18 protein-coding genes and 1 pseudogene are annotated in these 22816 nt (G+C 55.3%); 15 read left to right on the forward strand and 4 right to left on the reverse strand.

Translation table 11 applies throughout. The annotated features are described in order from the left end of the window. Positions 1-51 precede the first annotated feature (51 nt). From nifD to SH580_RS07790, 15 genes and pseudogenes are all read left to right on the forward strand, one after another. Positions 52-1715: pseudogene (gene nifD, locus SH580_RS07720) on the forward strand (nitrogenase molybdenum-iron protein alpha chain). A 38-nt stretch (positions 1716-1753) separates the two neighbouring features. Next, entirely contained in the window at positions 1754-3127 is a 1374-nt protein-coding gene (gene nifK / locus SH580_RS07725) for a nitrogenase molybdenum-iron protein subunit beta (RefSeq protein ID WP_319834436.1), read from the forward strand. Between the two features lie 43 nt (positions 3128-3170). After that, positions 3171-3611 carry a Dps family protein gene (locus tag SH580_RS07730; RefSeq protein WP_319834437.1) on the forward strand — a complete coding sequence of 147 codons (441 nt, stop codon included), beginning with the start codon at positions 3171-3173 and terminating at the stop codon, positions 3609-3611. A gap of 127 nt (positions 3612-3738) precedes the next feature. After that, positions 3739-4239 carry a ferritin gene (locus SH580_RS07735; protein WP_319834438.1) on the forward strand — a complete coding sequence of 167 codons (501 nt, stop codon included), beginning with the start codon at positions 3739-3741 and terminating at the stop codon, positions 4237-4239. A gap of 111 nt (positions 4240-4350) precedes the next feature. Then, positions 4351-5745: a nitrogenase iron-molybdenum cofactor biosynthesis protein NifE gene (gene nifE, locus SH580_RS07740; protein WP_319834439.1), complete on the forward strand. Its 1395-nt coding sequence runs from the start codon at positions 4351-4353 to the stop codon at positions 5743-5745. Further along, positions 5745-7145 carry a nitrogenase component 1 gene (locus SH580_RS07745; protein WP_425607175.1) on the forward strand — a complete coding sequence of 467 codons (1401 nt, stop codon included), beginning with the start codon at positions 5745-5747 and terminating at the stop codon, positions 7143-7145. Before nifE ends, SH580_RS07745 begins: the two co-directional genes overlap by 1 nt. A gap of 27 nt (positions 7146-7172) precedes the next feature. Further along, on the forward strand, positions 7173-8483 hold the full coding sequence (locus SH580_RS07750; protein WP_319834441.1) for a radical SAM protein: 1311 nt from the start codon (positions 7173-7175) through the stop codon (positions 8481-8483). A 177-nt stretch (positions 8484-8660) separates the two neighbouring features. Continuing rightward, a complete protein-coding gene (locus tag SH580_RS07755; protein WP_308983919.1) occupies positions 8661-8969 on the forward strand; it encodes a (2Fe-2S) ferredoxin domain-containing protein in 309 nt (102 codons plus the stop codon). A 30-nt stretch (positions 8970-8999) separates the two neighbouring features. Next, positions 9000-10136: a hydroxymethylglutaryl-CoA lyase-like TIM-barrel protein gene (locus SH580_RS07760; RefSeq protein WP_319834442.1), complete on the forward strand. Its 1137-nt coding sequence runs from the start codon at positions 9000-9002 to the stop codon at positions 10134-10136. Between the two features lie 4 nt (positions 10137-10140). After that, positions 10141-10653, forward strand: coding sequence for a hypothetical protein (locus tag SH580_RS07765; RefSeq protein WP_319834443.1), 513 nt, complete (start codon positions 10141-10143; stop codon positions 10651-10653). A gap of 10 nt (positions 10654-10663) precedes the next feature. Beyond that, positions 10664-11122 (forward strand): flavodoxin domain-containing protein, encoded by a 459-nt coding sequence (locus SH580_RS07770; RefSeq protein ID WP_319834444.1) that lies wholly within the window; start codon positions 10664-10666, stop codon positions 11120-11122. Between the two features lie 139 nt (positions 11123-11261). Further along, positions 11262-14843, forward strand: a complete 3582-nt coding sequence (gene nifJ, locus SH580_RS07775) for a pyruvate:ferredoxin (flavodoxin) oxidoreductase (RefSeq protein ID WP_319834445.1) — start codon at positions 11262-11264, stop codon at positions 14841-14843. Between the two features lie 22 nt (positions 14844-14865). Then, positions 14866-15642 carry an NAD(+)--dinitrogen-reductase ADP-D-ribosyltransferase gene (locus SH580_RS07780; RefSeq protein ID WP_319834446.1) on the forward strand — a complete coding sequence of 259 codons (777 nt, stop codon included), beginning with the start codon at positions 14866-14868 and terminating at the stop codon, positions 15640-15642. Next, entirely contained in the window at positions 15639-16655 is a 1017-nt protein-coding gene (locus tag SH580_RS07785) for an ADP-ribosylglycohydrolase family protein (protein WP_319834447.1), read from the forward strand. Before SH580_RS07780 ends, SH580_RS07785 begins: the two co-directional genes overlap by 4 nt. Beyond that, positions 16648-16869 carry a Nif11-like leader peptide family natural product precursor gene (locus SH580_RS07790; RefSeq protein WP_308983926.1) on the forward strand — a complete coding sequence of 74 codons (222 nt, stop codon included), beginning with the start codon at positions 16648-16650 and terminating at the stop codon, positions 16867-16869. Before SH580_RS07785 ends, SH580_RS07790 begins: the two co-directional genes overlap by 8 nt. Positions 16870-16953: 84 nt before the next feature. Here SH580_RS07790 and SH580_RS07795 read toward each other — a convergent pair whose 3' ends face one another. The 4 genes from SH580_RS07795 to SH580_RS07810 form a co-directional block, all read right to left on the reverse strand. Next, on the reverse strand, positions 16954-19302 hold the full coding sequence (locus tag SH580_RS07795) for a glycosyltransferase family 4 protein (RefSeq protein WP_319834448.1): 2349 nt from the start codon (positions 19300-19302) through the stop codon (positions 16954-16956). A gap of 19 nt (positions 19303-19321) precedes the next feature. After that, positions 19322-20785, reverse strand: a complete 1464-nt coding sequence (locus SH580_RS07800; RefSeq protein ID WP_319834449.1) for a glycoside hydrolase family 130 protein — start codon at positions 20783-20785, stop codon at positions 19322-19324. A gap of 66 nt (positions 20786-20851) precedes the next feature. Continuing rightward, on the reverse strand, positions 20852-21355 hold the full coding sequence (locus SH580_RS07805; RefSeq protein WP_319834450.1) for an Hsp20/alpha crystallin family protein: 504 nt from the start codon (positions 21353-21355) through the stop codon (positions 20852-20854). 453 nt (positions 21356-21808) lie between these two features. Then, positions 21809-22777 (reverse strand): glycoside hydrolase family 130 protein, encoded by a 969-nt coding sequence (locus SH580_RS07810; protein ID WP_319834451.1) that lies wholly within the window; start codon positions 22775-22777, stop codon positions 21809-21811. Positions 22778-22816 lie beyond the last annotated feature (39 nt).

Genomic DNA, 22816 nt, shown 5'->3' on the forward strand with positions numbered 1-22816 from the left:
GGCCCCCTTTTTCCATTCAAATAATCCATCATCTCTCATTTCCACATTATCATGTCCGAAGAAAGCAATTCAAGCACACCGCCCATGGGCCCCACTGGCCCGAGTGCGGCTGAGGCTCGCGAGCAAATGCTCGACATCTATCCGAAGAAGACCTTGCGCAAACGTAGCAAGCAAATCCTCGTCAACGAAACTCCCGGCACTCCCGCAGAGATCGGAGCCAATAGCCGCACAGTGCCAGGCATCATCACCCAACGGGGTTGTTCATACGCCGGCTGTAAGGGTGTGGTCATCGGCCCGATCTACGACGTCCTCCACATCACCCACGGCCCCATCGGCTGTGGCTGGTATAGCTGGCTCTCCCGCCGGAATATGAATAAGATCCGCAAGGAGGGGGAAACGAATTATCTGCAATACAGTATGTCCACTGACATGCAGGAAGACCACATCGTCTTCGGCGGAGAGAAGCAACTGGAGCAAGCGATTCAAGAAGCCTACGACGAATTTAAGCCCAAGGCCATCAGTGTCTATGCCACCTGCCCGGTGGGGCTGATCGGTGACGACATCCACTCGGTCTGCCGCAAGATGAAGGAAAAGCTCGGCATCAATGTCTTCGGCTTCTCTTGCGAAGGTTATAAGGGTGTCAGCCAATCCGCCGGTCACCACATCGCCAACAACGGTGTGTTCAAACACATGATCGGTCACGACGACACGCCTGTTGATTTTAAATACAAGATCAATATCCTCGGTGAATATAATATCGGCGGGGACGCATGGGAGATCGACCGCATCTTCGCGCTCTGCGGGATCAAGATCATCGGAACTCTCTCCGGGGGCGTTAGCTACGACGACATCACAAATTGCCACATGGCGGATCTCAACGTGGTCATGTGCCACCGCTCGATCAACTACATGGCGGAGATGATGGAGACCAAGTTCGGCATCCCATGGTTCAAGGTCAACTTCATCGGCATCGAAGGCACCAAGAAGTCGCTGCGCAAGATCGCCGAATACTTTGGTGACAAAGCACTGATCGACAAAGTCGAGGAAGTCATCGCCAAGGAAATGTCCGAAGTGCGCCCTGTGCTTGAAGACGTGACCACACGCACGCAAGGCAAGACAGCCGCCCTCTTCGTCGGTGGCAGCCGCGCACACCACTATCAGGATCTGTTCAACGACATGGGTATGCAAGTCATTGCCGCCGGTTACGAATTCGCCCACCGGGACGACTACGAAGGTCGCGATGTATTACCCAGCATCAAAGTCGATGCCGACAGTCGTAATATTGAAGAACTCAAAATCGAAGCCGATCCCGAACGCTACAACGCCAGCCATGCGGAACGTAAGAAGTCGCTGGAAGAGGCCGGATTCACCTTCGAAGATTACGAGGGCATGATGCGACAAATGGCCAAGGACACCCTGGTCATCGACGACATCTCACACCACGAATTGGAAAAGCTGATCGAGCTCTATAAGCCCGACGTGATCGGCTCCGGCGTGAAGGACAAATACGTCATCGAGAAGATGGGGGTACCTTTAAGCAACTCCACTCCTATGACTACGGAGGCCCCTACGCGGGCTTCAAGGGCGCGATCAATTTCTACAAGGAGATCGACCGCATGACCTCGTCCAAGGTCTGGCAACTCACACGCGCTCCCTGGCATGAGGCTGGTGACGCGCCTGCCACGGAAACTGCCGAAGTTCCCGTCGGTGCATAAACTGAAACCGATCACTCAACACCAGGAGAACTTATACTATGTTAGAAGGAACCACTGCAGAAATCCGCGAGCGCAAAGCACTTCGCGTCAACCCGGCAAAGACCTGCCAACCCATCGGCGCGATGTATGCCGCCCTCGGGATCAACAAGTGCATGCCGCACTCACACGGCTCGCAAGGTTGCTGCGCCTATCACCGCAGTCATTTGACCCGCCACTACAAGGAACCGATCGTCGCCACGACAAGTTCCTTCACTGAGGGCGCCTCCGTCTTCGGCGGGCTCGCCAACTTGAAGACCGCCTTGAGTAATATCTTCACCATCTATCAACCGGATATCGTCGCGGTGCATACCACCTGCCTATCCGAAGTGATCGGTGACGACATTCCAACCATCATCAAGAAGTCCAAGGTCGAAGGCATCATCCCTGAGGGCAAGATCGTCATCCATGCCAATACTCCGAGCTTCGTGGGCAGCCATGTGACTGGCTTCGCCAATCAATGCGAAGCCTTTGTCAAATATCTGGCAGAATCCAGCGAAGAGACAAAGAATGTGATGAACCTCTTCCCCGGCTGGGTGGAACCGGCCGACATGCGCGAGCTCAAACGCCTCGCTTCCTTGGTCGGAGTCGAGTTCATCATGGCGCCCGACACCTCAGACGTGCTCGACTCTGCCATGGATGGCAAATACGAGATGTATCCAGACGGTGGCACTACAGTGGCTGACCTCAAGGCCATGGGCGACAGCTTCCTAACACTGGCACTCGGCCCACTGGCCAGCACACCGGCGGCCACGACCTTGGAGAAAAAGTGCAATGTGCCGCACAAAGTATTGGAGCTACCGATCGGGGTCAGCGCGACCGATGCCTACATCGATGCGCTCCGCCTCGCCGGCGACACCAGTGTGCCCAAGGAGCTGGAGCGCGAGCGTGGCCGCCTGATCGATATGATCAGCGACATGTCGCAATACCTCCACAAGAAGAAGGTCGCCATCTTCGGCGATCCGGACCACATCACCAGCATGGTGAGCTTCCTGGTCGAGATCGGCATGGAGCCCGCCATCATCGTCACCGGCACTCCGGGCAAGAAGTGGGAGGCAAAGATCAAAGAGATCTGCAAGCCAGTCAACGAAGACGTCGTCGTGCACGCCTTCAGCGATATCCACTTTCTCCACCAATGGGTCAAAGCCAACCCGGTCGACCTGCTCATGGGCAACACCTACGGCAAGTTCGTCGCGAAGTCAGAGAACCTTCCATTCGTCCGCTTCGGCTTTCCGATCCTCGACCGTGTCGGCCACCGAGCCTTCCCAACACTGGGTTACACGGGCGCCATGCGACTGATTGAGAAAATAACGGATGCCTTCTTTGACAAGCGCGACCGCGAAGATGCCGATCAAGACATCGAACTGGTACTCTAAATCAGCGCTCAAGACATCCACTCAAAACGAGATTCAACTTAATATGAACAATACCGAACTCACCAAAGCTCTCAACGTCATGCTGGCTGATATGCACATCATGATCGCGAAGCTGCATAACTATCACTGGAACGTCTATGGCATGCAGTTCTATACGATCCACGAAATCACGGAGGGTTACTATGACTACTTCTTTGGACTATTCGACGACGTCGCCGAACGCCTGCTGCAACTGGAAGCCAAACCGGTCGCCACAGTCAGTGGTTATTTGGAATTAGCCACACTCGAAGATGAAAGCGGAGACCATTTCAAACCTGGTTTCGTGATGGAAAGCCTGATCAAGGACTTCCAGCATTTCATCGCAGCCGCGAAAAAAGCGGATGGCCTCGCCGAGGGCGACATCCCGACTCAAGACATGCTAAGTGGCCTGATCATCAAACTCGAAAAGGAGATTTGGCTAATCAAATCTACACTAGGTAAATAAATTAAAACGGCATTTCGGATGCCCCGGGTTCAATGACGTGCCAATAAAATCACTCATGACACGAAAAAAACACGTCATCGGGCCCGGTTCATCCCACTCATAATAACCGTCACAAGAAATTGTTGAAATGAATCCTTCCATCCAAGCCGCCCTCACCGATCAAGCCAACCACGAGCTTTACGCTGCTCACGCCTATCGTGCCATGGCAATCTGGTGCGACGATCAAGACTACAACGGCTTCGCCAAGTTCTTCTTTACACAAGCCGCCGAAGAACTGGAGCACGCAGACAAATTTATCCGCCACTTATTGGACCGTGGTGTGATGCCCAAACTCACTGCGCTGGAGGCACCCACCGTCGAGTTCACCAAACTAATTGAAGTCGCGCAACTGGCCGAAACGCTTGAACAACGCAACAGCGCCAACATCCACCAATGCTACGCCATTGCTCAAGAGGTGCAGGACTTCGCCTCCTTTCCACTGCTGCTTTCGCTGATTGAAGAGCAAGTCGAAGAAGAGTCTTGGGCAGCCACCATGCTCACGCTGACAAAGCGCGCCGAATGCTCCGGAGCAATTTACAATCTCGATCGTCATATCGTTAAAGAATTAAGCGCTACGAACGCAGCGTAGGGGCTTCACTTGTGAAGACCGCCGATACCAAGTCGTAGCTCAGACGAAACCAACAAGACAGCGGACGTCACAAGTGACGCCCCTACAATCCAAAACGAATTCCATAAAACAATGAATACCGTCACGACAGGCGACTCCATCCACGTTCTTGACGACAGGGCGGCTCAAGTCTGGACCAAAGGCTCCAGCAAGGAGTTTGCTTGTGACCGCAAGAGCACTGCCGGCGCCGTCACGCAACGCGCCTGCGCATTCTGCGGCTCACGTGTCGTGCTCTACCCCATCGCCGATGCACTGCATATCGTGCATGGCCCGATCGGTTGCGCCGTTTATAATTGGGACATACGCGGAGCCCTCTCCTCGGGACCGCAATTACATCGCAACAGTTTCTCTACCGATCTTGCAGAAAAGGAAGTGATCTTCGGCGGCGAAAAGAAACTCAAAGCCTCGCTGATCGAGTTGATCGAGTTTTATAAGCCTAAAGCCGCCTTTGTGTATTCGACTTGCATTGTCGGTTTGATCGGTGACGACGTCGAAGCCATTTGCAAACAAGTCACGCAAATGACTGGCATCGACTGCATCCCCGTCGACTCTCCAGGTTTTAAAGGCACCAAAAAAAGCGGCTACCAAGCCGCCTGCGAAGCTGCTTATAAACTGGTCGGCACCGCTAAGACGGATGGCATAAAAAAGCACAGCATTAACCTGATGGGCGAATTCAACATCGCAGGTGAGGCCTGGATGATACGCAAATACTTTGAACGCATCGGCGTGCAAGTCGTGGCCACTATCACCGGTGATGGCCGGGTCGATGACCTGCGTCGCTGTCATGGAGCCTCGCTCAATCTAGTGCAATGCTCTGGTTCCATGACGCACCTGTCCAAACTACTGGAAGACAAGCACGGGATTCCCATGAAGCGTGTCTCCTTCTTCGGCTTCGAAGACACCGCTCAAGCACTTTATGATACCGCAGAACATTTCGGCGATTCCGAGATGATGGATAAAGCCGAGGCACTGGTGCGCGAAGAAATCGCCAAGTATGCGCCCAGGATCAAAGCCTATAAAAAGCAACTGAAGGGAAAGAAAGCAGCACTCTATGTCGGAGGCGCTTTCAAGGCCTTTTCCCTAGTGCTGGCACTGCGCGCACTAGGCATGCAAACCGTGCTAGCCGGCACGCAAACCGGCAATGCCGAAGATTACGAGCAACTCAAAGAGATTTGCGATCCCGGCACCGTCATCGTCGATGACTCCAATCCACTCGAACTGGCCAAATTCGTATTGGAGAAGGACGTCGATCTCTTCATCGGAGGCGTCAAAGAGCGCCCCATCGCCTACAAGCTGGGCGTTGCATTCTGCGACCATAACCACGAGCGCAAGATCCCACTGGCCGGCTTCGAGGGCATGTTGCACTTCGCCGACGAGGTCGCCCGCAGCGTGCTCAGCCCCGTTTGGAAATTTGCTCCGCGCCGGAGCCTCCACATGAAAACGAACCTAAACCCAGGCAACGATTGATCGCAACGAATACAGATTGCACCACCACCGCAGGCACACCTGCCCTCGGCCCTGAGCCCGAAGCCGCCACTCGTAACGCCTGCAAACTCTGCGCCCCACTGGGTGCGGCCATGGTGTTCAAAGGCATCCGCGGCTGCCTCCCCTTTCTACACGGCAGCCAAGGCTGCGCCACCTATATCCGTCGCTACATGATCAGCCACTTTCGCGAGCCGGTCGATATCGCCTCTTCCAGCTTTAGCGAAGACGACGCGATCTTCGGAGGTGCCCGCAATTTTGAATTGGGGATCGAAAACGTCATCAGCCAATACCAGCCCGAACTGATCGGCGTCGCCACCACCTGCCTCTCTGAAACCATCGGGGATCACATGCTCGGCATGATCAAGACCTATCAGGATAATCACCAAGCGGAGGGTCCCCCACTGGTGCATGTATCCACACCGGCTTACAGCGGCACCCATAGCGACGGCTACTTTGCCACCACGCTGGCGATCGTTAAAAAATTCGCACTACCGTCCAATTTCCGCCTGTCCCATCGTGTCAACATCATCCCGGCCATGATGTCCTGCGCCGACCTGCGCCATATACGCGAGCTCTGCGAGCGCTACGGGCTCAGCAGCACACTGTTACCAGACTACAACGCCACCCTGGAAGGCGGCAGTTGGGACGCCTACCACCGCATCTCCCCCGGCGGCACTTCGCTGGAAGAGATCGAGGAAATGGGCGCCTCCACCGCCACACTGGAGCTCAGCCACAGCCAAGCGAATGTGAAACAAAGCGCGGGCAGCTATCTGAAAAGTGCCTGTGGCGTGCCGCTCCATTCACTCGGCTGGCCGATCGGCATTCGACTCAGCGATCAACTATTCACTTCATTATCCGAGATCTCCGGTCGCGAAATGCCCTCGGAGATCGCCGATGAACGCGCCCGTCTGGTGGATGCCTACGTCGACGCCCATAAATACGTATCTGGAAAAACGGCCGCCCTCTATGGCGAACCGGACTTTGTGATTGGGATGGCCGCCTTCCTCAGCGAGATCGGCGTCCGCCCCATCCTCTGCGCCACAGGCTCCAAAACACCACAATGGAAAGAGCTGCTCCACAACGAAATCGAAGGCGGCATGGCCGATGTCGAGGCACTCGCTGGAGTCGACCATGCCAAACTTGCGAGCCGGGCCCGCGAGCGCAAGCCAGACCTCTTAATCGGCTCCAGCAAGGGCTACCCTCTCGCGCGTGAATTAGGCATTCCGCTGCTGCGCTGCGGCTTCCCTATTCACGACCGCATCGGCGGCCAGCGCCAACTCTATGTCGGCTACCGCGGCACTCAGCAAATATTCGACCGCGTGGTCAACGCCTTCCTCGAAGCTAAACAGGAGTATTCAAAAACTGGATACAGCTACCTATAACCATCACTCATAAAAAGCATTTATACCATGAGCACAAACGACGCACCGAAACCTTCAGAAATTAATTTAGACAACCATCCTTGCTTCAACAAGGAGGCTTGTTCGACTCACGGGCGCATTCACCTGCCCGTCGCTCCGAAGTGCAACATTCAGTGCAACTACTGCAACCGCGACTTTGATTGCGTCAACGAGAGCCGCCCCGGTGTCACCTCTACGATCCTATCCCCCGGTCAAGCGCTCGCCTATCTCGAAAAGATCATGGAGAAGCGGGACGACATTGCTGTGGTCGGCATCGCCGGGCCTGGAGATCCTTTCGCCAATGCAGAGGCCACCATGGAAACGTTTCGTCTAGTGCGTGAGGCCTTCCCGGAAATCATCCTATGCCTATCCACCAACGGGCTGGGCTTAACCGAAGACTACGTCAAGCAACTCGCAGAGCTACAAGTCAGCCATGTCACGATCACCATGAATGGCACCGACCCCGAAGTCGCGGGCAAGATCTACGCTTGGGCTCGTGACAACACCCGCATCTACCGCGGCACAGCTGCTGGCGAGCTAATGATCGAGAAGCAACTGCAAGCTATCCGCTGGATCAAACAATACGGCATGATTGCCAAGATCAACTCGATCATCGTCCCTGGCGTCAACGACGAGCACATTCCGGAAATTGCCAAACAAGTCTCTGGCATGGGGGCCGACATCATGAACTGCATTCCGCTGCTCCCCACCAAGGACACCGCGTTTGAAAATTTGACCGAGCCCGACGCCAAGATGCGCTTCGCACTACGCCTGAAGTGTGGCGACTACGTCAACCAAATGACACACTGCGCGCGCTGCCGCGCCGATGCGATTGGTAAGCTCAGTGAGCCAATGTCTGAAGACATCCACGAACTCATCCAATCGTGCTCACGCCTCCCCATTAATCCCAAGGAGAACCGCCCTTACGTGGCAGTGGCCACCCGCGAAGGCATGTTGGTCAACCAACACCTCGGTGAGGCTCGCGAGTTCACCATCTTCGGCATCGATCCAGAAGACGAAGAAGAATTCATCCAAATCGAGACCCGACCCGCACCGGCTCCTGGCGGACGTGACAACCGCTGGGGAGCGCTCTCCGACAGCCTCAAGGATTGCCGCGCGATTCTCGTCAACGCAGCGGGCACCTCACCGAAAACCGCACTCACCCAAGCGGGCATTCAAGTCATCGAAATGGCCGGCATAATCGATAACGGCCTCAGCCATATTTTCCACGCACAGCCCCTCGCCCCCTCTCTGCGCCGCGAATTCAAATCCTGCGGTGCTGGCGTCACCTGCGGCGGCGACGGCACCGGCTGCGGCTAAATACAAGGTAGGGGCTTCACTTGTGAAGACCGCCGATCCTAAGCCAAAGCGAATCATCCAAATACAATCCAAAACCAGCAGCACCACGGGCGTGACAAGTCGCGCCCCTACGAAAAGCAAACCACTCATCATTCATCAGTCATTAATCATCATTCATCAGTCATCAGTCATCCAACCATGAACAAACCAGAACACCACCTATTCATCTGCGGAAGCGCCCGCGCCACTGGCGAACTCAAGGGCGTCTGCTGCAACAAAGAATCCGTCGCCCTGCTCTCTTACACCCAGGGCGAAATCCAAGACCGCATGCTCGACGGCGTTGAGGTCTCCATGACCGGTTGCCTCAACATGTGCACCCGCGGCCCGGTCGTGATCGACTACCCGGGCGGCCACTTTTACGAGCACGCGACCGAAGAGTTGATCGACGAAATACTCGACTCGATTGAAGACGGCGAACTCTGCGAAACCAATCTCATCGCTGATTAGAACCATTGAATCTTGCCACGACCTGCGGACATGCCACCGAAAGCTCCCTATTTAATCGACACGACACTACGCGACGGCGAACAAGCCGCCGGCGTCGTTTTCGCGCTCTCTGAAAAGCTCCAGATCGCGCGCGAGCTGGATGCACTCGGCTTACCCGAATTGGAAGTCGGAATTCCTGCGATGGGGGCCAGTGAACGCGCACACATCCGCATGATCGCCAGCAGCGGGCTACATTGCAAAATCCTGACCTGGGGACGCGCCACGGTCGAAGACTTACGCGCCGCCATGGGCTCCGGCGCCGACGGATTTCACTTCTCCCTGCCCGCCAGCGAACTACATCAGCGCATTTGGAAAAAAGATGCCGCATGGGTATTCAAAACAATGGAGTCGATCAGCCGCCTCGCAGCGGATCATTTCGAGTATTTCACCATAGGTGCGCAAGACGCCTCCCGCGCCGACAGTGAGTTTCTCAAATACTTCATGCATGCAGCACAAAACTTAGGCGCAAAACGTATTCGCTATGCGGATACAACAGGACGCCTCAACCCTTTGCAAACACAGCAAGTCATTCAAAACCTGCGATCGCACGGAGATATCGAAATCGAGTTCCACGGTCACAATGACCTGGGCATGGCCACTGCCAACAGCGTCACCGCCCTGCTGGCAGGCGCCGACTGCGCCAGCGTCACCGTCAACGGGCTAGGCGAACGTGCGGGCAATGCACCGCTCGAAGAAGTCGCCACCGCACTATTATGCTCCTCACGAATCGACCTCGGGCTCGACATCAGCCGCCTCGCATCGCTCAGCGACTTAGTCGCCCACGCCTCCGACCGCCGACTCAAATGGGACAAACCGGTCACAGGTAAAGGCAGCTTCACCCACGAGTCCGGCATCCATTGCAGCGGCCAGATGCAAGACAAGTCCAGCTACGAAGTCCTCAACCCCGAAGCCGTTGGGCACACACGCCCCCCACATGTCATCGGTCGCCACTCCAGTTGCCGCGCATTGATCGAAGCAGCGGCTCAAATGGGCTGGCAGCTCGAGCAATGCCAAGCGGAGCAATTACTGCCCCAAGTGCGTGAAACCGCCACCCAACTCGGCCGCGCACTCGAACAAAACGAACTCAGGCAAATTATCCACACACTCAACATAAAGAAAGCATCCTAATATTATGGCATTCTGGCTCTACGCAAAAAACGGCTCTACTTACGAGCGGATTCAATCCATCAAGTTAACCGGTAAGGCTGGCATCCTGGCGCGCTTTTTACAATCGCACGCAAGCGATGACACTCCCTTCACCTGGGAGCTGACACCAGCCGCACTGGTCGAACTAGTCGACCCTTCACTGGACAGCGCCAGTCATGAGATCGTCATCGACATGCTGCCCGAGGGCTTAACCGAGGTCAGTCTCTATCGAATGACCTCTCTGCGCGGGAGTTCGGAGTATGATGAATCCGATCTCGTGATGGCCTTCAAGCTACTCCAGCAGGGCCCGATCGCGGCCTCAGCCAACGAGTTCAAGAATCGCTTTGTCTGCAACACCCCACCCAACGGCCGCCAAATGGTCGAAGCCTTCCATCTCACCGGCGGCGTAGCCACCGGCAGCTACTACTGGAGCAAACCCAAGATGGATATCGGTGCCGCGATTTGTCCGGCCACAGCTAAAACATCTAAAATCAACTAGAAAGCAGAACATGAAACTCACGGTATTCTACGGAACTGAAACAGGCAACGCCAAGGGATTGGCTCAAAAGGTCGCCAAAAAAGGCGAAAAGAACGGGGTCGAAGTCGACATTGTCGACCTGGCCAGCAGCGAGGTCTCTGTCCTCGAAAGTATCGATCATCCCTTTGTCGTCATCATCTCCACCTGGGACGACGGCGCGCCCCCACCGAAATGTGTGCCCTTCTGCAAAGCTTTGGCGGAAACCGATCTCTCACTGACGGGAAAGCAATACACCGTGCTCGCTCTCGGTGATACAGAATATCCGCTCTTCTGTGAGTGTGGCAAACAAGTCGACGCCCGCCTCTCAGCTCTAGGCGCCGAAGCAGTCATGCCACGCACCGACCTCGGTGCCGACTTCATGGTCAGCTATATCGGCTGGTCTAAGAACTTTTGGAAGACCATGGCCAAGGTCTATGGCGTCAAAAAGTAAAAACTAAAACGTAGGGGCGCGACTTGTCACGCCCGCGTATGCAAAGCCATCCGAGCCTAAGCCACCGAGCCGCCAATTCGGCCGAACCGAAAAGCCAACAACCACTGCGGGCGTTCACAAGTGAAGCCCCTACATCTTTATGAAAAATAACGAAACAAAGCGCATCACACTTGATGCTAACGAAGCCGTCGCACGGGTCGCCTACCGGATGAGCGAATTGATCTCGATCTATCCGATCACTCCCTCCACCTCGATGGCGGAGCTCTGCGACGAATGGGCCGCAGCCGATAAGCCCAATCTCTGGGGCGAAGTGCCCAAGGTGATGCAAATGCAAAGTGAAGGCGGTGCCGCGGGCACCTTACACGGCACCGCAATGGGGGGCGCACTCAGCACTACTTTTACCGCTTCGCAAGGCCTGCTACTTATGATCCCGATTCTCTACAAGCTGGCTGGTGAATTAACCCCCAGCGTGTTTCACGTCTCCGCCCGCGCCATTGCCACCAATTCACTGTCGATCTTTGGCGACCACAGCGATGTCATGGCCTGCCGCCAAACCGGCGTGGCACAGCTGGTCTCCAACTCGGTGCAAGAAGCTCAGGATATGGCCGCCATCGCCCACGCAGCGAGCCTCGCCACCCGTCTACCCTTCATGCACTTCTTCGACGGCTTTCGCACCTCGCATGAATACAATTCCCTCGACACACTGCCTGACCAAGTGATCGATAGCTTGATCGATCCAGAATCGCTGGCCGCCTTCTATGACCGTGCCCTCAGCCCCGACAAGCCAAGCGTGCGCGGCACTGCTCAAAATCCAGACACCTATTTCCAGACCCGCGAAGCGGTCAACAGCTTCGTCAAAAAGACGCCCGCCATCGTGCAAGCTCTGATGGAGAAGTTTGCCCTGCTCACCGGCCGCGAGTATAAACTCTTTGAGTATTACGGACATCCCGAAGCGGAACAGGTCATCGTCATGATGGGCTCAGGCGTTGAAACGGCAGCGCAAACTGCAGAATACCTGAACGCCAATAGCGGCAGCAAATATGGGGTCGTCGCCGTCCGACTGTATCGTCCGTTCTTCACCCATGCCTTTATGCACGGAGCACTGCCGCAATCCGTCAAATCGATTGCCGTGCTCGACCGCACTAAGGAGCCGGGCTCCATCGGAGAACCGCTCTATCTCGATGTTTCGTTAGCCTGCCGCAAGGCCAGCCGCTGCCCGAACCAATGCCGTAGCATTGACCCTCTGGTCGTCGGCGGCCGCTACGGTCTGGGCTCGAAGGAGTTCACTCCTGCGATGGCGAAGGCTGTATTCGAAAATCTACTACAAGAACGCCCCAAGGATCACTTCACAATCGGCATCCGCGACGACGTCACCGAACAATCGCTGGACTTCGACCCAAGTTTTACGTTAGAGGACAAAGGCACCAAATCGGCGATGTTCTATGGACTAGGCTCGGATGGCACTGTGGGTGCCAACAAGAATACTATCAAGATCATCGGTGAGGCCACCACGCTCAACACACAGGCTTACTTCGTTTACGACTCCAAGAAATCCGGTGGCTTGACCACCTCCCACCTGCGCTTCGGCGAAAAGCCCATCCAAGCGCCCTACCTCATCGACGAGGCCGACTTTATCGGCTGCCACCAACCGCAGTTCCTCGGCCGGGTGGATATGCTGAGCCAACTCAAGTCTGGAGGCACTTTCTTGATCAATACGCCCTGCGCCGCCAGCGACATATGGGGGCGCCTGCCTCACGAAGTGCAAGCAGCACTCATTGCCAAAGAAGCCAAGCTCTACGTCATCGACGCCTACAAGGTCGCTGCTGAGGTCGGCATGGGCCGCCGCATTAATACCATCATGCAGGTGGCTTTCTTTGCACTGAGCGACGTCATTCCCACCGACGAAGCGATCCGCCGAATCAAGGGAGCCATCGAAAAAACCTATGGGCGCAAGGGGCCCAAGATTGTCGAAATGAACTGCGCCGCCGTGGATGCCGCGCTCGCCTACCTGCAAGCCGTCGAGATCCCGGCGGAGACCACCGCCCGCCCTGAAGCGGTCAAGTGGGTGCCCGACGAAGCGCCCGACTTTGTGCAAAGAGTCACCGCTCGTCTGCTGGCAGGCCAAGGCGACCTGCTCCCCGTCAGTGCATTCCCTGTCGACGGCACCTGGCCCAGTGGCACTTCACAATATGAAAAGCGTAAGATTGCCACCGAGATCCCGGTCTGGAACTCAGCCACTTGCACCCAGTGTAATAAGTGCGCCATGTTCTGTCCCCACGCCGCCATTCGTCCCGCCGTCTACGACAAGTCCGCGCTGGCGATGGCACCGGACGGCTTCCCACATGCAGATTACAAGGGAACGGATGGCCCCGGCAAAGCCTACACGCTGCAGGTTTTCCCCGAGGATTGCACGGGCTGTAATGCCTGCGTCGAGCTCTGCCCTGCACGCGATGCTGAAGGCAAACGCGCGATTGAGATGACACCGATCGACGCGCTATTGGAGAAAGAAAAAGAAAAGTTAGCCTTCTTCCAAAGCCTGCCCACCCACGAGATCGACGACGCCAAACTGACAGCCAAGAACCTGCCCCTGCGCAAGCCGCTCTTTGAGTTCTCAGGCGCCTGTTCCGGTTGCACACAAACACCCTATGTGCGCAGCCTAACACAACTCTTCGGCGACCGCCTACTAGTGGCCAATGCCACTGGTTGTTCTTCCATCTATGGCGGCAACTTGCCCACCACGCCCTACTGCACCAACAGCTCAGGCCAGGGTCCCGCATGGGCCAATTCACTCTTCGAGGACAATGCCGAATTCGGCCTCGGCCTTTACCTCTCGGCCAAACACCGGACAGAGAGTGCCCGCCGCTTACTGCTGAAATGCAGCGAACTCATCGGCAGCGACACCATCGACGCCATACTCGACTCCAGCGACAGCACACGCGCACAGACACGTGAACTGATCACAGAGCTAAAAACAAAACTCGCCTCCGCCACCGAAGCGCCGGCCAAACGCCTCCTGCAACAAATCGATTATCTGGTGCCCAAGAGCACTTGGATCGTCGGCGGCGATGGCTGGGCCTACGACATCGGCTTCGGCGGTCTGGACCACGTGCTGGCCAGCGGTGAAAACATCAATGTGCTCGTGCTGGATACCGAAGTCTATTCCAACACAGGCGGCCAATCCAGCAAGTCCACCCCCACCGGGGCGATCGCCAAATTTGCCGCAGCGGGCAAGACTCAGCCCAAGAAGGATCTGGCGCAAATCGCCATGAGTTACGGCGGCATCTACGTCGCCCAAATCGCCCTGGGTGCCAACGAACAACAAGCGATCGAAGTCATCCGTGAAGCGGAAGCCTATGAGGGCCCCTCGCTGATTCTCGCCTACGGCCCCTGCCTCGCGCACGGCATTGATATGGCACTGGGACCGGAGCGTCAAAAGGCCGCAGTCGACAGTGGTTACTGGCCGATCTACCGCTACGATCCACGCAAGACCGAGCAAGGCCTGCCCGCCTTCCGCCTCGATTCCTTCGAGCCCTCCGTGCCGGTGGCTGAGTTCATGCGCAAAGAAAACCGCTTCCGCTCGCTGGAACGCAGTTCTCCGGAACGCGCCGCGGAACTCTTCGCAGCCGCTCAGCAGCAAGTTGATTCCCGCTGGAGTCGATTGGAAAAACTAGCCGCCGCGCAATTGGAGGACGACGACGATGACGACGACGGCTGGGGCTGAGCCGCCCAGAATACGTCATCGAATGAACCTCTGCAATCTTCCGGCATGGGCCGTGGCATCTGTCAGCTTTAACCAAGCACCGACGCCACTGCACATCGCCGGAGTGCGCGAGTCCAACCGCCGACTATTTGAAAAGCTCGACAGCATCCATGCCCCCAGTGAGCGCGCTAAAGTTTTCCACGACTACTTGTGTGTGAAATTTGCCCTGCACCACTGGAAGGCCTTCACGGGCGATAGCCGCAGCAGCTTACGCAACAGCTACCTGCGATTTCTCAATGGTTGGGGCATGGATAGCAACGGCATCGAAGGTGCAGTATTGAAAAGTTGGATACAGAGTCGTTTCGGAGTCTCTCCCACCTATCATCGTGGCATCCTAAAGGACGAAGCATCGGGCGAAGAGGACAACCGCTACGCCTACGATCGTATGCGTGGTCGAGCTCGCACCAATGCCATCGATTCGCAACTCGATCTGCTCTACGAATATTGCCAATACGAACAAGCCCGACGGGCCCCCGAGACCACAACGCTCACTCTGTTTCGAGGCACCAACGATCCAGAAGAGCACTTTGTCCGTCGCATCCAAAACAAGCGCCGTGCCATCGTGCGCCTCAATAACCTCGTCTCTTTTACCGCAGACAGGGAACGCGCATGGGAATTCGGGTCCACCGTCTGGAAGACCACCGTCGCCATCGCCAAGGTCGTCTTTTTTAGCAGCTTGCTCGGAGGCAGTGTCCTGTGTGGCGAAGCCGAATACCTGGTCATCGGCGGCGACTACGAAGTCGAGGAACTACTCTATTGAATAACGAACATTCAGCATCCAAGGCTCCACAGCAAAACCTCGCAGCGACCCGTGATCCGGTGCGTGATGGCATGCTGGGCCTACTGGTGGGCGATGCCTGTGGCGTCCCTTACGAATTTCGCGATCCACGCGATTTACCGCCCTTCGAACAATTGGAGATGCAGCCCCCCAAACGATTCGCGCGCAGCTATGCCCATGTCAAACTAGGCACTTGGTCCGACGACGGCGCACAGGCACTCTGCCTGTATGCCTCGATGCGTGAATGCGGCATGTATCACGCTCAGGACTACGCCGCCCGGCTCATCAAATGGCACGACCGCGGCTATATGGCCATCGACCACTACGTCTTCGACATCGGCAATCAAACCAGCGCCGCCATCGGTCGGCTCAAGCAAGGCACCCCCACCCGCTACTCGGGACTCAGCGGTGAACGCAACAACGGCAACGGCGCACTCATGCGTTGCCTCCCACTCGCCCTCCTGCATCAGGGCAATGACGTCGCCCTGGTCTACGAAGCCCACGCGCAGGCGCGCCTAACCCACGCTCACATACGCTCACAAGTCTGTTGCGCACTCTACTGCCTATGGGCACGCCGCGAAATGCAGCAACACACATCCCCCTGGGAAAGCGCCATCGCCACACTGCGCGCCATCTACCGCCGCGATCCTCCAGCACTCCACGAACTCGACACACACATCCGACCCGAGCGCCGCGCAGACGGCAAAGGCACCGGCTACGTGCTCGACAGTTTGCATAGCGCCCGCTGGGCCTGTCTGGGGCCGAACTACGAAACCATCATTAAGCGCGCCATCTCCCTGGGCAACGACACCGACACCACCGCATGCATCGCGGGCGGCATCGCCGGCCTGCGCCACGGGGCGCAAGGCATCCCCGCCCGTTGGCTCGAACTCCTGCGCGGTAAAGAAGAACTTAAGCGATTGGGCATCTGGCATGACTCATCTCATACCCCCAATGGCCTCCACCAACATCAACCAAGCACCACTCATGTCTGAAGCTAATGTAGAAAAACTCCTCCTCGCCGGAGGCTCCGATAAAAACCTGCGCGCTCGCTACAACGTAATCGAAACGAAGGAAAAGTTCGTCGAGACCGCCTGCGCCGAGGGCTACGAATTCACCCTCGAAGAACTCGAAGCGGTCCTCAAAGAAGAGGAACTGTCCTTCGAATCATCCGGCAACCCACGCTCCCGCGCGATTTGGCTGCGCTAGCGAGCCTTTCGTAGTAACGAGCTTCCAGCCTGTTGTTCTCCCAAACCGACAAGCTGGAAGCTTGTCACTACGCGACGCTCCGCATCATGCACTGAGCTCAGCCATGGGGCTGTGATCGGTTTCCACAGGACGGGCAAAAGCGCTGAGGGCATTCTCCTGAGCTTTCATTTCGGCCAATGAGAGCAAGAAGGCCAACGTGGATTCTGCACCTTGATTGTAATTGAGTCGGTCGACATGCAGACCGTCACGGCAACCACCGGTAGAGGCATCATAGACGGGCACGCCGAGCTTATTAGTCCCGAGGAACCAGTCAAATGCCTGCCAGGCTTGATAAAGCCACTTGTCGTTCTTCGTGACCAAGAAGGCCTCAAGACAGGCAGAGATGGTAACATTGGCTTCGATCGGCTGCTGATCGAAAGTGGCCTTGGCTTGACCTTTGGGGTAGAAGCCTTCGCTACCGATGGGTGCGAAATACCCGCGCTCGTCCACTTGTTGCTGCATCAACCAATCCAAGCTGCTCAGGCCGACTTGCAGCATCTCGTCGTCGTGGAGCCCACGCCCGGACACGATCAGAGCATGCGGCAGGCGTGCGTTGCAGTAGGAAAGTATCGGCTCAAACCACGGCCAATCATCGCTGGCTTGCTCGCGATAGAGTTTGAGTAAGCGCTGCGCCAACTCGGAGCGGGCATCTGAAATCGCGCGCACTCCAGACAAGCGACGCTGATACTCGTGCAGTCCGATCAAGGCAAAGGCCCAGGCGCGGGGCGAGCCCATGCTGAGCACCGCGGGTAACGCGCTTTCAAATAAACGGGCGGCCCAATTTTGCAGGTTGATATCGTGCGAACGTCCAACGCAGGCGCCCAAGGCCCAAAGTGAGCGGGCGTGCGAGTCGTCGGAACCCGCCTCTTCGATCCACCTGCGATCGAAGCTCATAAAGTTGCGAAAGCGCCCGTTCTCCACATTGAAGGCATGCTGCAGAAAGGCCGCGTAGGTCTGAGCTAAGTGTCGATAGCTTTCATTCCATGCGTCGCCGGCATGTATATTGTCGAGCATGGAAGTTAAGACCAACGCGCGCGCATTATCATCGACACAGTACCCCTCATCGAAATTGGGAAAGGAAAAAACTGCATGCTGAAACAGTCCGGTCGAATCAGTCATATTGTGCAGATGCCGGAGATTCAACTTCGGTAATTCAAAATTCTTCCACCACTCTTCAGTCGGACCACGACGCAGGCTGGCGTGCTTGCGCTGCACTTGTTCTGGCGTCACCCCCGCATCGATTCGTGCTTGTCGAAAAACATCTGCATAGGACTGCGCAACGCGGCTCCACACCATACGGCGCCCATCCAGATATGCATGCTTACGCATGGCGGCCAATTTACCTTCGTCGCTGAATAAACCATTTACCGCGGTGGCAATAGCCTTGGCATCTCTGAATGGGACTAGACTACCTCGACCATCGGCCAGTAGCTCTTCGGCGTGCCAGTAAGGCGTAGAGACCACAGCCTTACCGCTGCCGTAGGTATATGCCAGGGTGCCAGAGGTGATCTGCATCTGATTCAAATAAGGCGTCAGATACACATCGCAGGCACCGATAAACTCTTTGAGCTCTTCGATTTCTACGAAGCGGTTGAAAAATAAAACGTTCTTCTCGACTCCCAGATCACGGGTCAACTGTTGTAGGCGGTGCCGATAACTCTCTCCTTCCTGTCGGACCAGATTGGGGTGTGTCGCGCCAAGGATAATATACACGGCATCCGGATGTTCCGCGATAATATCAGGCATGGCTTCGATGGCATATTCCAAACCTTTGCCAGGTGAAAGTAGACCGAAGGTGAGTAAGACCTTTTTCCCTTCCACCCCGAACTGATCTTTAAAGAAGGTCGGATCCACAAACGGCATATCCGGAATGCCGTGCGGGATCAGCGAGATTTTATCTTCAGACACATCATAGGTATCACGTAAGATACTGACGCCCTTTTCACTCATAGTCACCACACGCTGGGACAAACGCACCAGCTCTTCAAAAACGCGGCGTTGATTGGGATTGGGCTCCGTCAGAATGGTGTGAAAAGTCGTGACCACAGGCAAACCGGCCTCACGTAGGAAGGTTAGCAAATGCCCCCCTTCGACACCGCCGTATACGCCGAACTCATGCTGCACACAAATGGTCTCCACATTGTGGAAACGCAAAAACTGAGCGGCGCGACGATAATCATCCAAGTTCTGCTCGTTGACCTCAAACTTCACTTCCGGCGGATACAAGTAATCCTCCTTCGGGTCCGTGACGGCGACGACCAGGCATTCAGTATCCGGTAGATGTGCCGCTACGGATTGTCGCAAGTCGTGAGTAAAGGTGGCAATTCCGCACTTGCGTGGCAGGTAATCCCCAACGAATGCTACTTTGTTTAATTCTGTAATCGGTTTCATCATAATACAAATCATTCAAGCCTCAGCGCGGATTTCCGGCCTGCTTGAGTTCTGTCAGCAATTCTTCTAAATCAAAGGTCGCAAAGCTAGTGCACTGATCACTCAAAGCATATGGAAGTATCAAGCGACCGGCGTGCACCAAGGCGCCACAGCTATACACGACATTCGGCACGTAGCCTTCACGCTCCCGTGCATCGGGCGCCAGCAAGGGACGTTTCAAACGGCCAATCACACGTGAAGGATCGTCCAAATCAAGTAAGACTGCGCCGATGGCATATTTGCGCATAAATCCAACACCGTGGGTCAGCAGCAACCACCCTTCGGAAGTTTCAATCGGCGAACCACAATTGCCTAACTGCACATATTCCCATGGAAATGTCGGGCGCAAAAGCAAGGTCTTCTCATACCAGAAGTGCAACATGTTGGAATACATCAGATAGACGTTCTCATTATCCTGCCGCGAAATCATCGCGTAGCGTCCATTGATCTTACGCGGGAAGAGCGCCATTCCTTTGTTTTGCACTTCGGGCCCGTTGAGGGTATTAATGCTGAACTCACAGAAATTCTTGGTCGCAAGCAGTTGCGGTAAAAAGGCATGCCCGTTGTAGGCCGTATAGGTCGCGTAATAAATCGATTGCCCATCCTCCTCTTCAAAATGGACAAAACGTGCGTCTTCAATCCCACGCGTTTCGGTCGAGGAATAAGGAAAGATCACGCGCTCACTCAAATCACCGGTAGGGTTAAAATCCAATTCGTAATTCGCCCGTGCCAGCGATAAGAGCGCATCGGCATTTTCCCGCTCGATCGCGGGGCTAAAACGATTACGAGCCAAGGCCCGCAGCACCACCGCCTCCAATTGCAGCAAGGTAAAGGAGTCCTCCAACTCTTCCATAATCTCCCGCGACCACGGTGTATCCAGCCCCAGTTCATGCAACTTGCGCAGAAATAACGCTCGGTCATAAGACGGGTCCGCCTCTACGGTCCCACTATTCACCAATGGAGAGGCCGGATCGACGGTCACACGGCCCTGGGCATCGATCCGCCCGGTGCGAAATGTTATCGAGGAAATATGCCCCTCACCTGTCGCCCGCAGGCTCATGATATAACGAAGTTCCCCCTGCGTAAGCCCACTCTGATCGGGATGCGGCACAATGGATGGATTAAACAGAGCCGCTGCTTCCAAAGCATATTCTTGTAAGAAATAGCCACCGATCAATAGCTTCCGATCCTCCGTCATCGGCATATCCGTAAGCAGGAACTCTTTGACCTGATTAAAACGGTCCAGGAAAATGGCGCGCGGATTCGTATGCCGATCTCCAAACTCATCGAGCAAGCGCTTCGCTTGATCCCGTGCGCGCCGCTCACTGAGGGAAAAGACGCGTCCAATGATTTTAGCAATGCGCTCGCGATTGTGTAACTCAAAAGGACGGATCACGACTCTGGATGGATCCGGCTGTAACAGGATGGGCGTTCGATTTCGCTTCATATCATAAATAGCAAGAACAGTCTATTGAAGACATCTAAACAAGGGACGGCGCGCGCGATACCGGGCTCAGTTATCCAAATATTGAACCTTAATTTTGCGTGCCTTGGCTTGCTCAGTTTTGGGGAGTGTCAATTTCAACACGCCTCGCCGGTATTTAGCCACCGTGCGCGCTTGATCCACTTCGCAGGGTAACTCGACCACGCGCGAGAAGGCTCCGAATCGCAGTTCAGAAATATGCGCATGCCCTCTCACCTTCTCCCGACTCTCTTCCTTCTGGCCATGAATTCTCAACAGGCGACCGTCCAGATCGACATGAATCTCATCCTGACGCATATCAGGCAGTTCTGCGGTCACGACGAGCTCATCATCATTCTCCTGAACATTCATCCGTGGCCCATTGAAGGCAGGTAAGAATGACTCATTCCAGAAGTCTGTCGTGAGCGCCTGTGCTCCCTGCGCGCGGTCTTCAGGCTTCAGTCGCTGTAGCCAGCGATCCACACAATGAGCGATATCTTCTCGAAGCTCATCTAAAGATGAGCGCCATGATTGCGGAATAATTGAACCTTTCATAAGCTAACACCTCTTCCATCTAACGTATGATTGAACTATTCTATTTTACATGTTCAAAGGGCTAAGCCCTCGGAACGAAACGACAGTGTAATGCATCCCAAAATAATTGCACTCCCCACGGAGAGATAAGTCATCTACTTATACCCCGATCGGCCTGAGCTAATCTCAGCAACAAGCCTATAGTGAAAAGTTATGCCAATATCATTTCGTTTCATATCTGAACAAAACCTTCGCCCGCATTACCTGCACATAATATGCCAAAAATTCAACCAGCGAACCGGCAATCAAAGCCAGAACCGGGCCTCAACAGAATCTCAGTATTTATCTAAGTTCGCACAGTATTGAATCTTAATGGACGCAATAGTAGCCATAAAATGACAGGCGACACTGCCTTATGACACTGAGACAAAAAGAACTGTTTGAACGACTCAAATGAGACAAAATAACTCAAGGCTAGGATTCCAAACTCGCCAGCAAATCATCCAACGAAACACGCGCAGCGCAAGTCACCCGATCCGTAGCCCCATAGTAGATCTCCAGCTGTCCCTGCCCCAAATCAATGGTTCCATTATGAAAGACCACCTCCGGCATGAAGCCCTCGCATTCATAAGAAGCCTCGGGAGAAAAGAAGGGCTGCCGCGAACGCCGGATCACCTGCCACGGTTTTTCTAAGTCCAGTAGCAGCAGTCCCAGACAGTAGCGTGATTGATGATTACATCCATGATAGAACGTCAACCAGCCTTGCGACGTTTTGATTGGCGGACTCCCGGCGCCGATACGCTCGCAGTCCCAGTGAGCAGAACGCGGCCCAGCTACAAATCGGTGGTGGCCCCAGTCTAACAAATTCTCAGAAGATGCGGTCCAGATGGAAGCTTGCCCCGCGTGAACCACCGCAGGACGATGCAAGACCTGATAGCGCCCATTGATTTTCTCAGGAAACAAGGCACAGTCTTTATTATCCGGTGCAAATATAATGCCCCGTCGCTGAAACGATTTAAAGTCTGCCGTCTCTGCCAGCACAGTGACCACTCCCCGCTCGGACACGGCTGAATAATTAATATAATAGCGCCCCTCCAGCTGTGTGATCCGCGCATCTTCGATCCCATAGGTCTCGTATGCCGTCTCCGGATAAAGAACTGGCTCTGCCCCGATGGAAAAGTGCTGCCCATCCTCCGAAGTCGCCACGCGGAAGTGGCTGAGGCTCGTCAGATAGATCTGATGCTTGTAAGTAAAAAAGCGAGGATCTGTATAGTTCAGCTTCGGATCATCCAAACGAAACTGATGAATACGAACCTCTCCAGCCTCCAGATCCAGGACGGGCGAGGCAATACAGCCCCGCTCGGCGATGGCTTTTTCTGCAACACGAATCAAAAGCAGACGCTTACCTTGAAATAAGGTCGCAGCAGGATTGAACACACACATCACTTCAAGCCCTGCTTGCGATGGCCGAAGCTCTGACGG

Source organism: Coraliomargarita algicola (genome assembly GCF_033878955.1).
Classification (GTDB): domain Bacteria; phylum Verrucomicrobiota; class Verrucomicrobiia; order Opitutales; family Coraliomargaritaceae; genus Thalassobacterium; species Thalassobacterium algicola.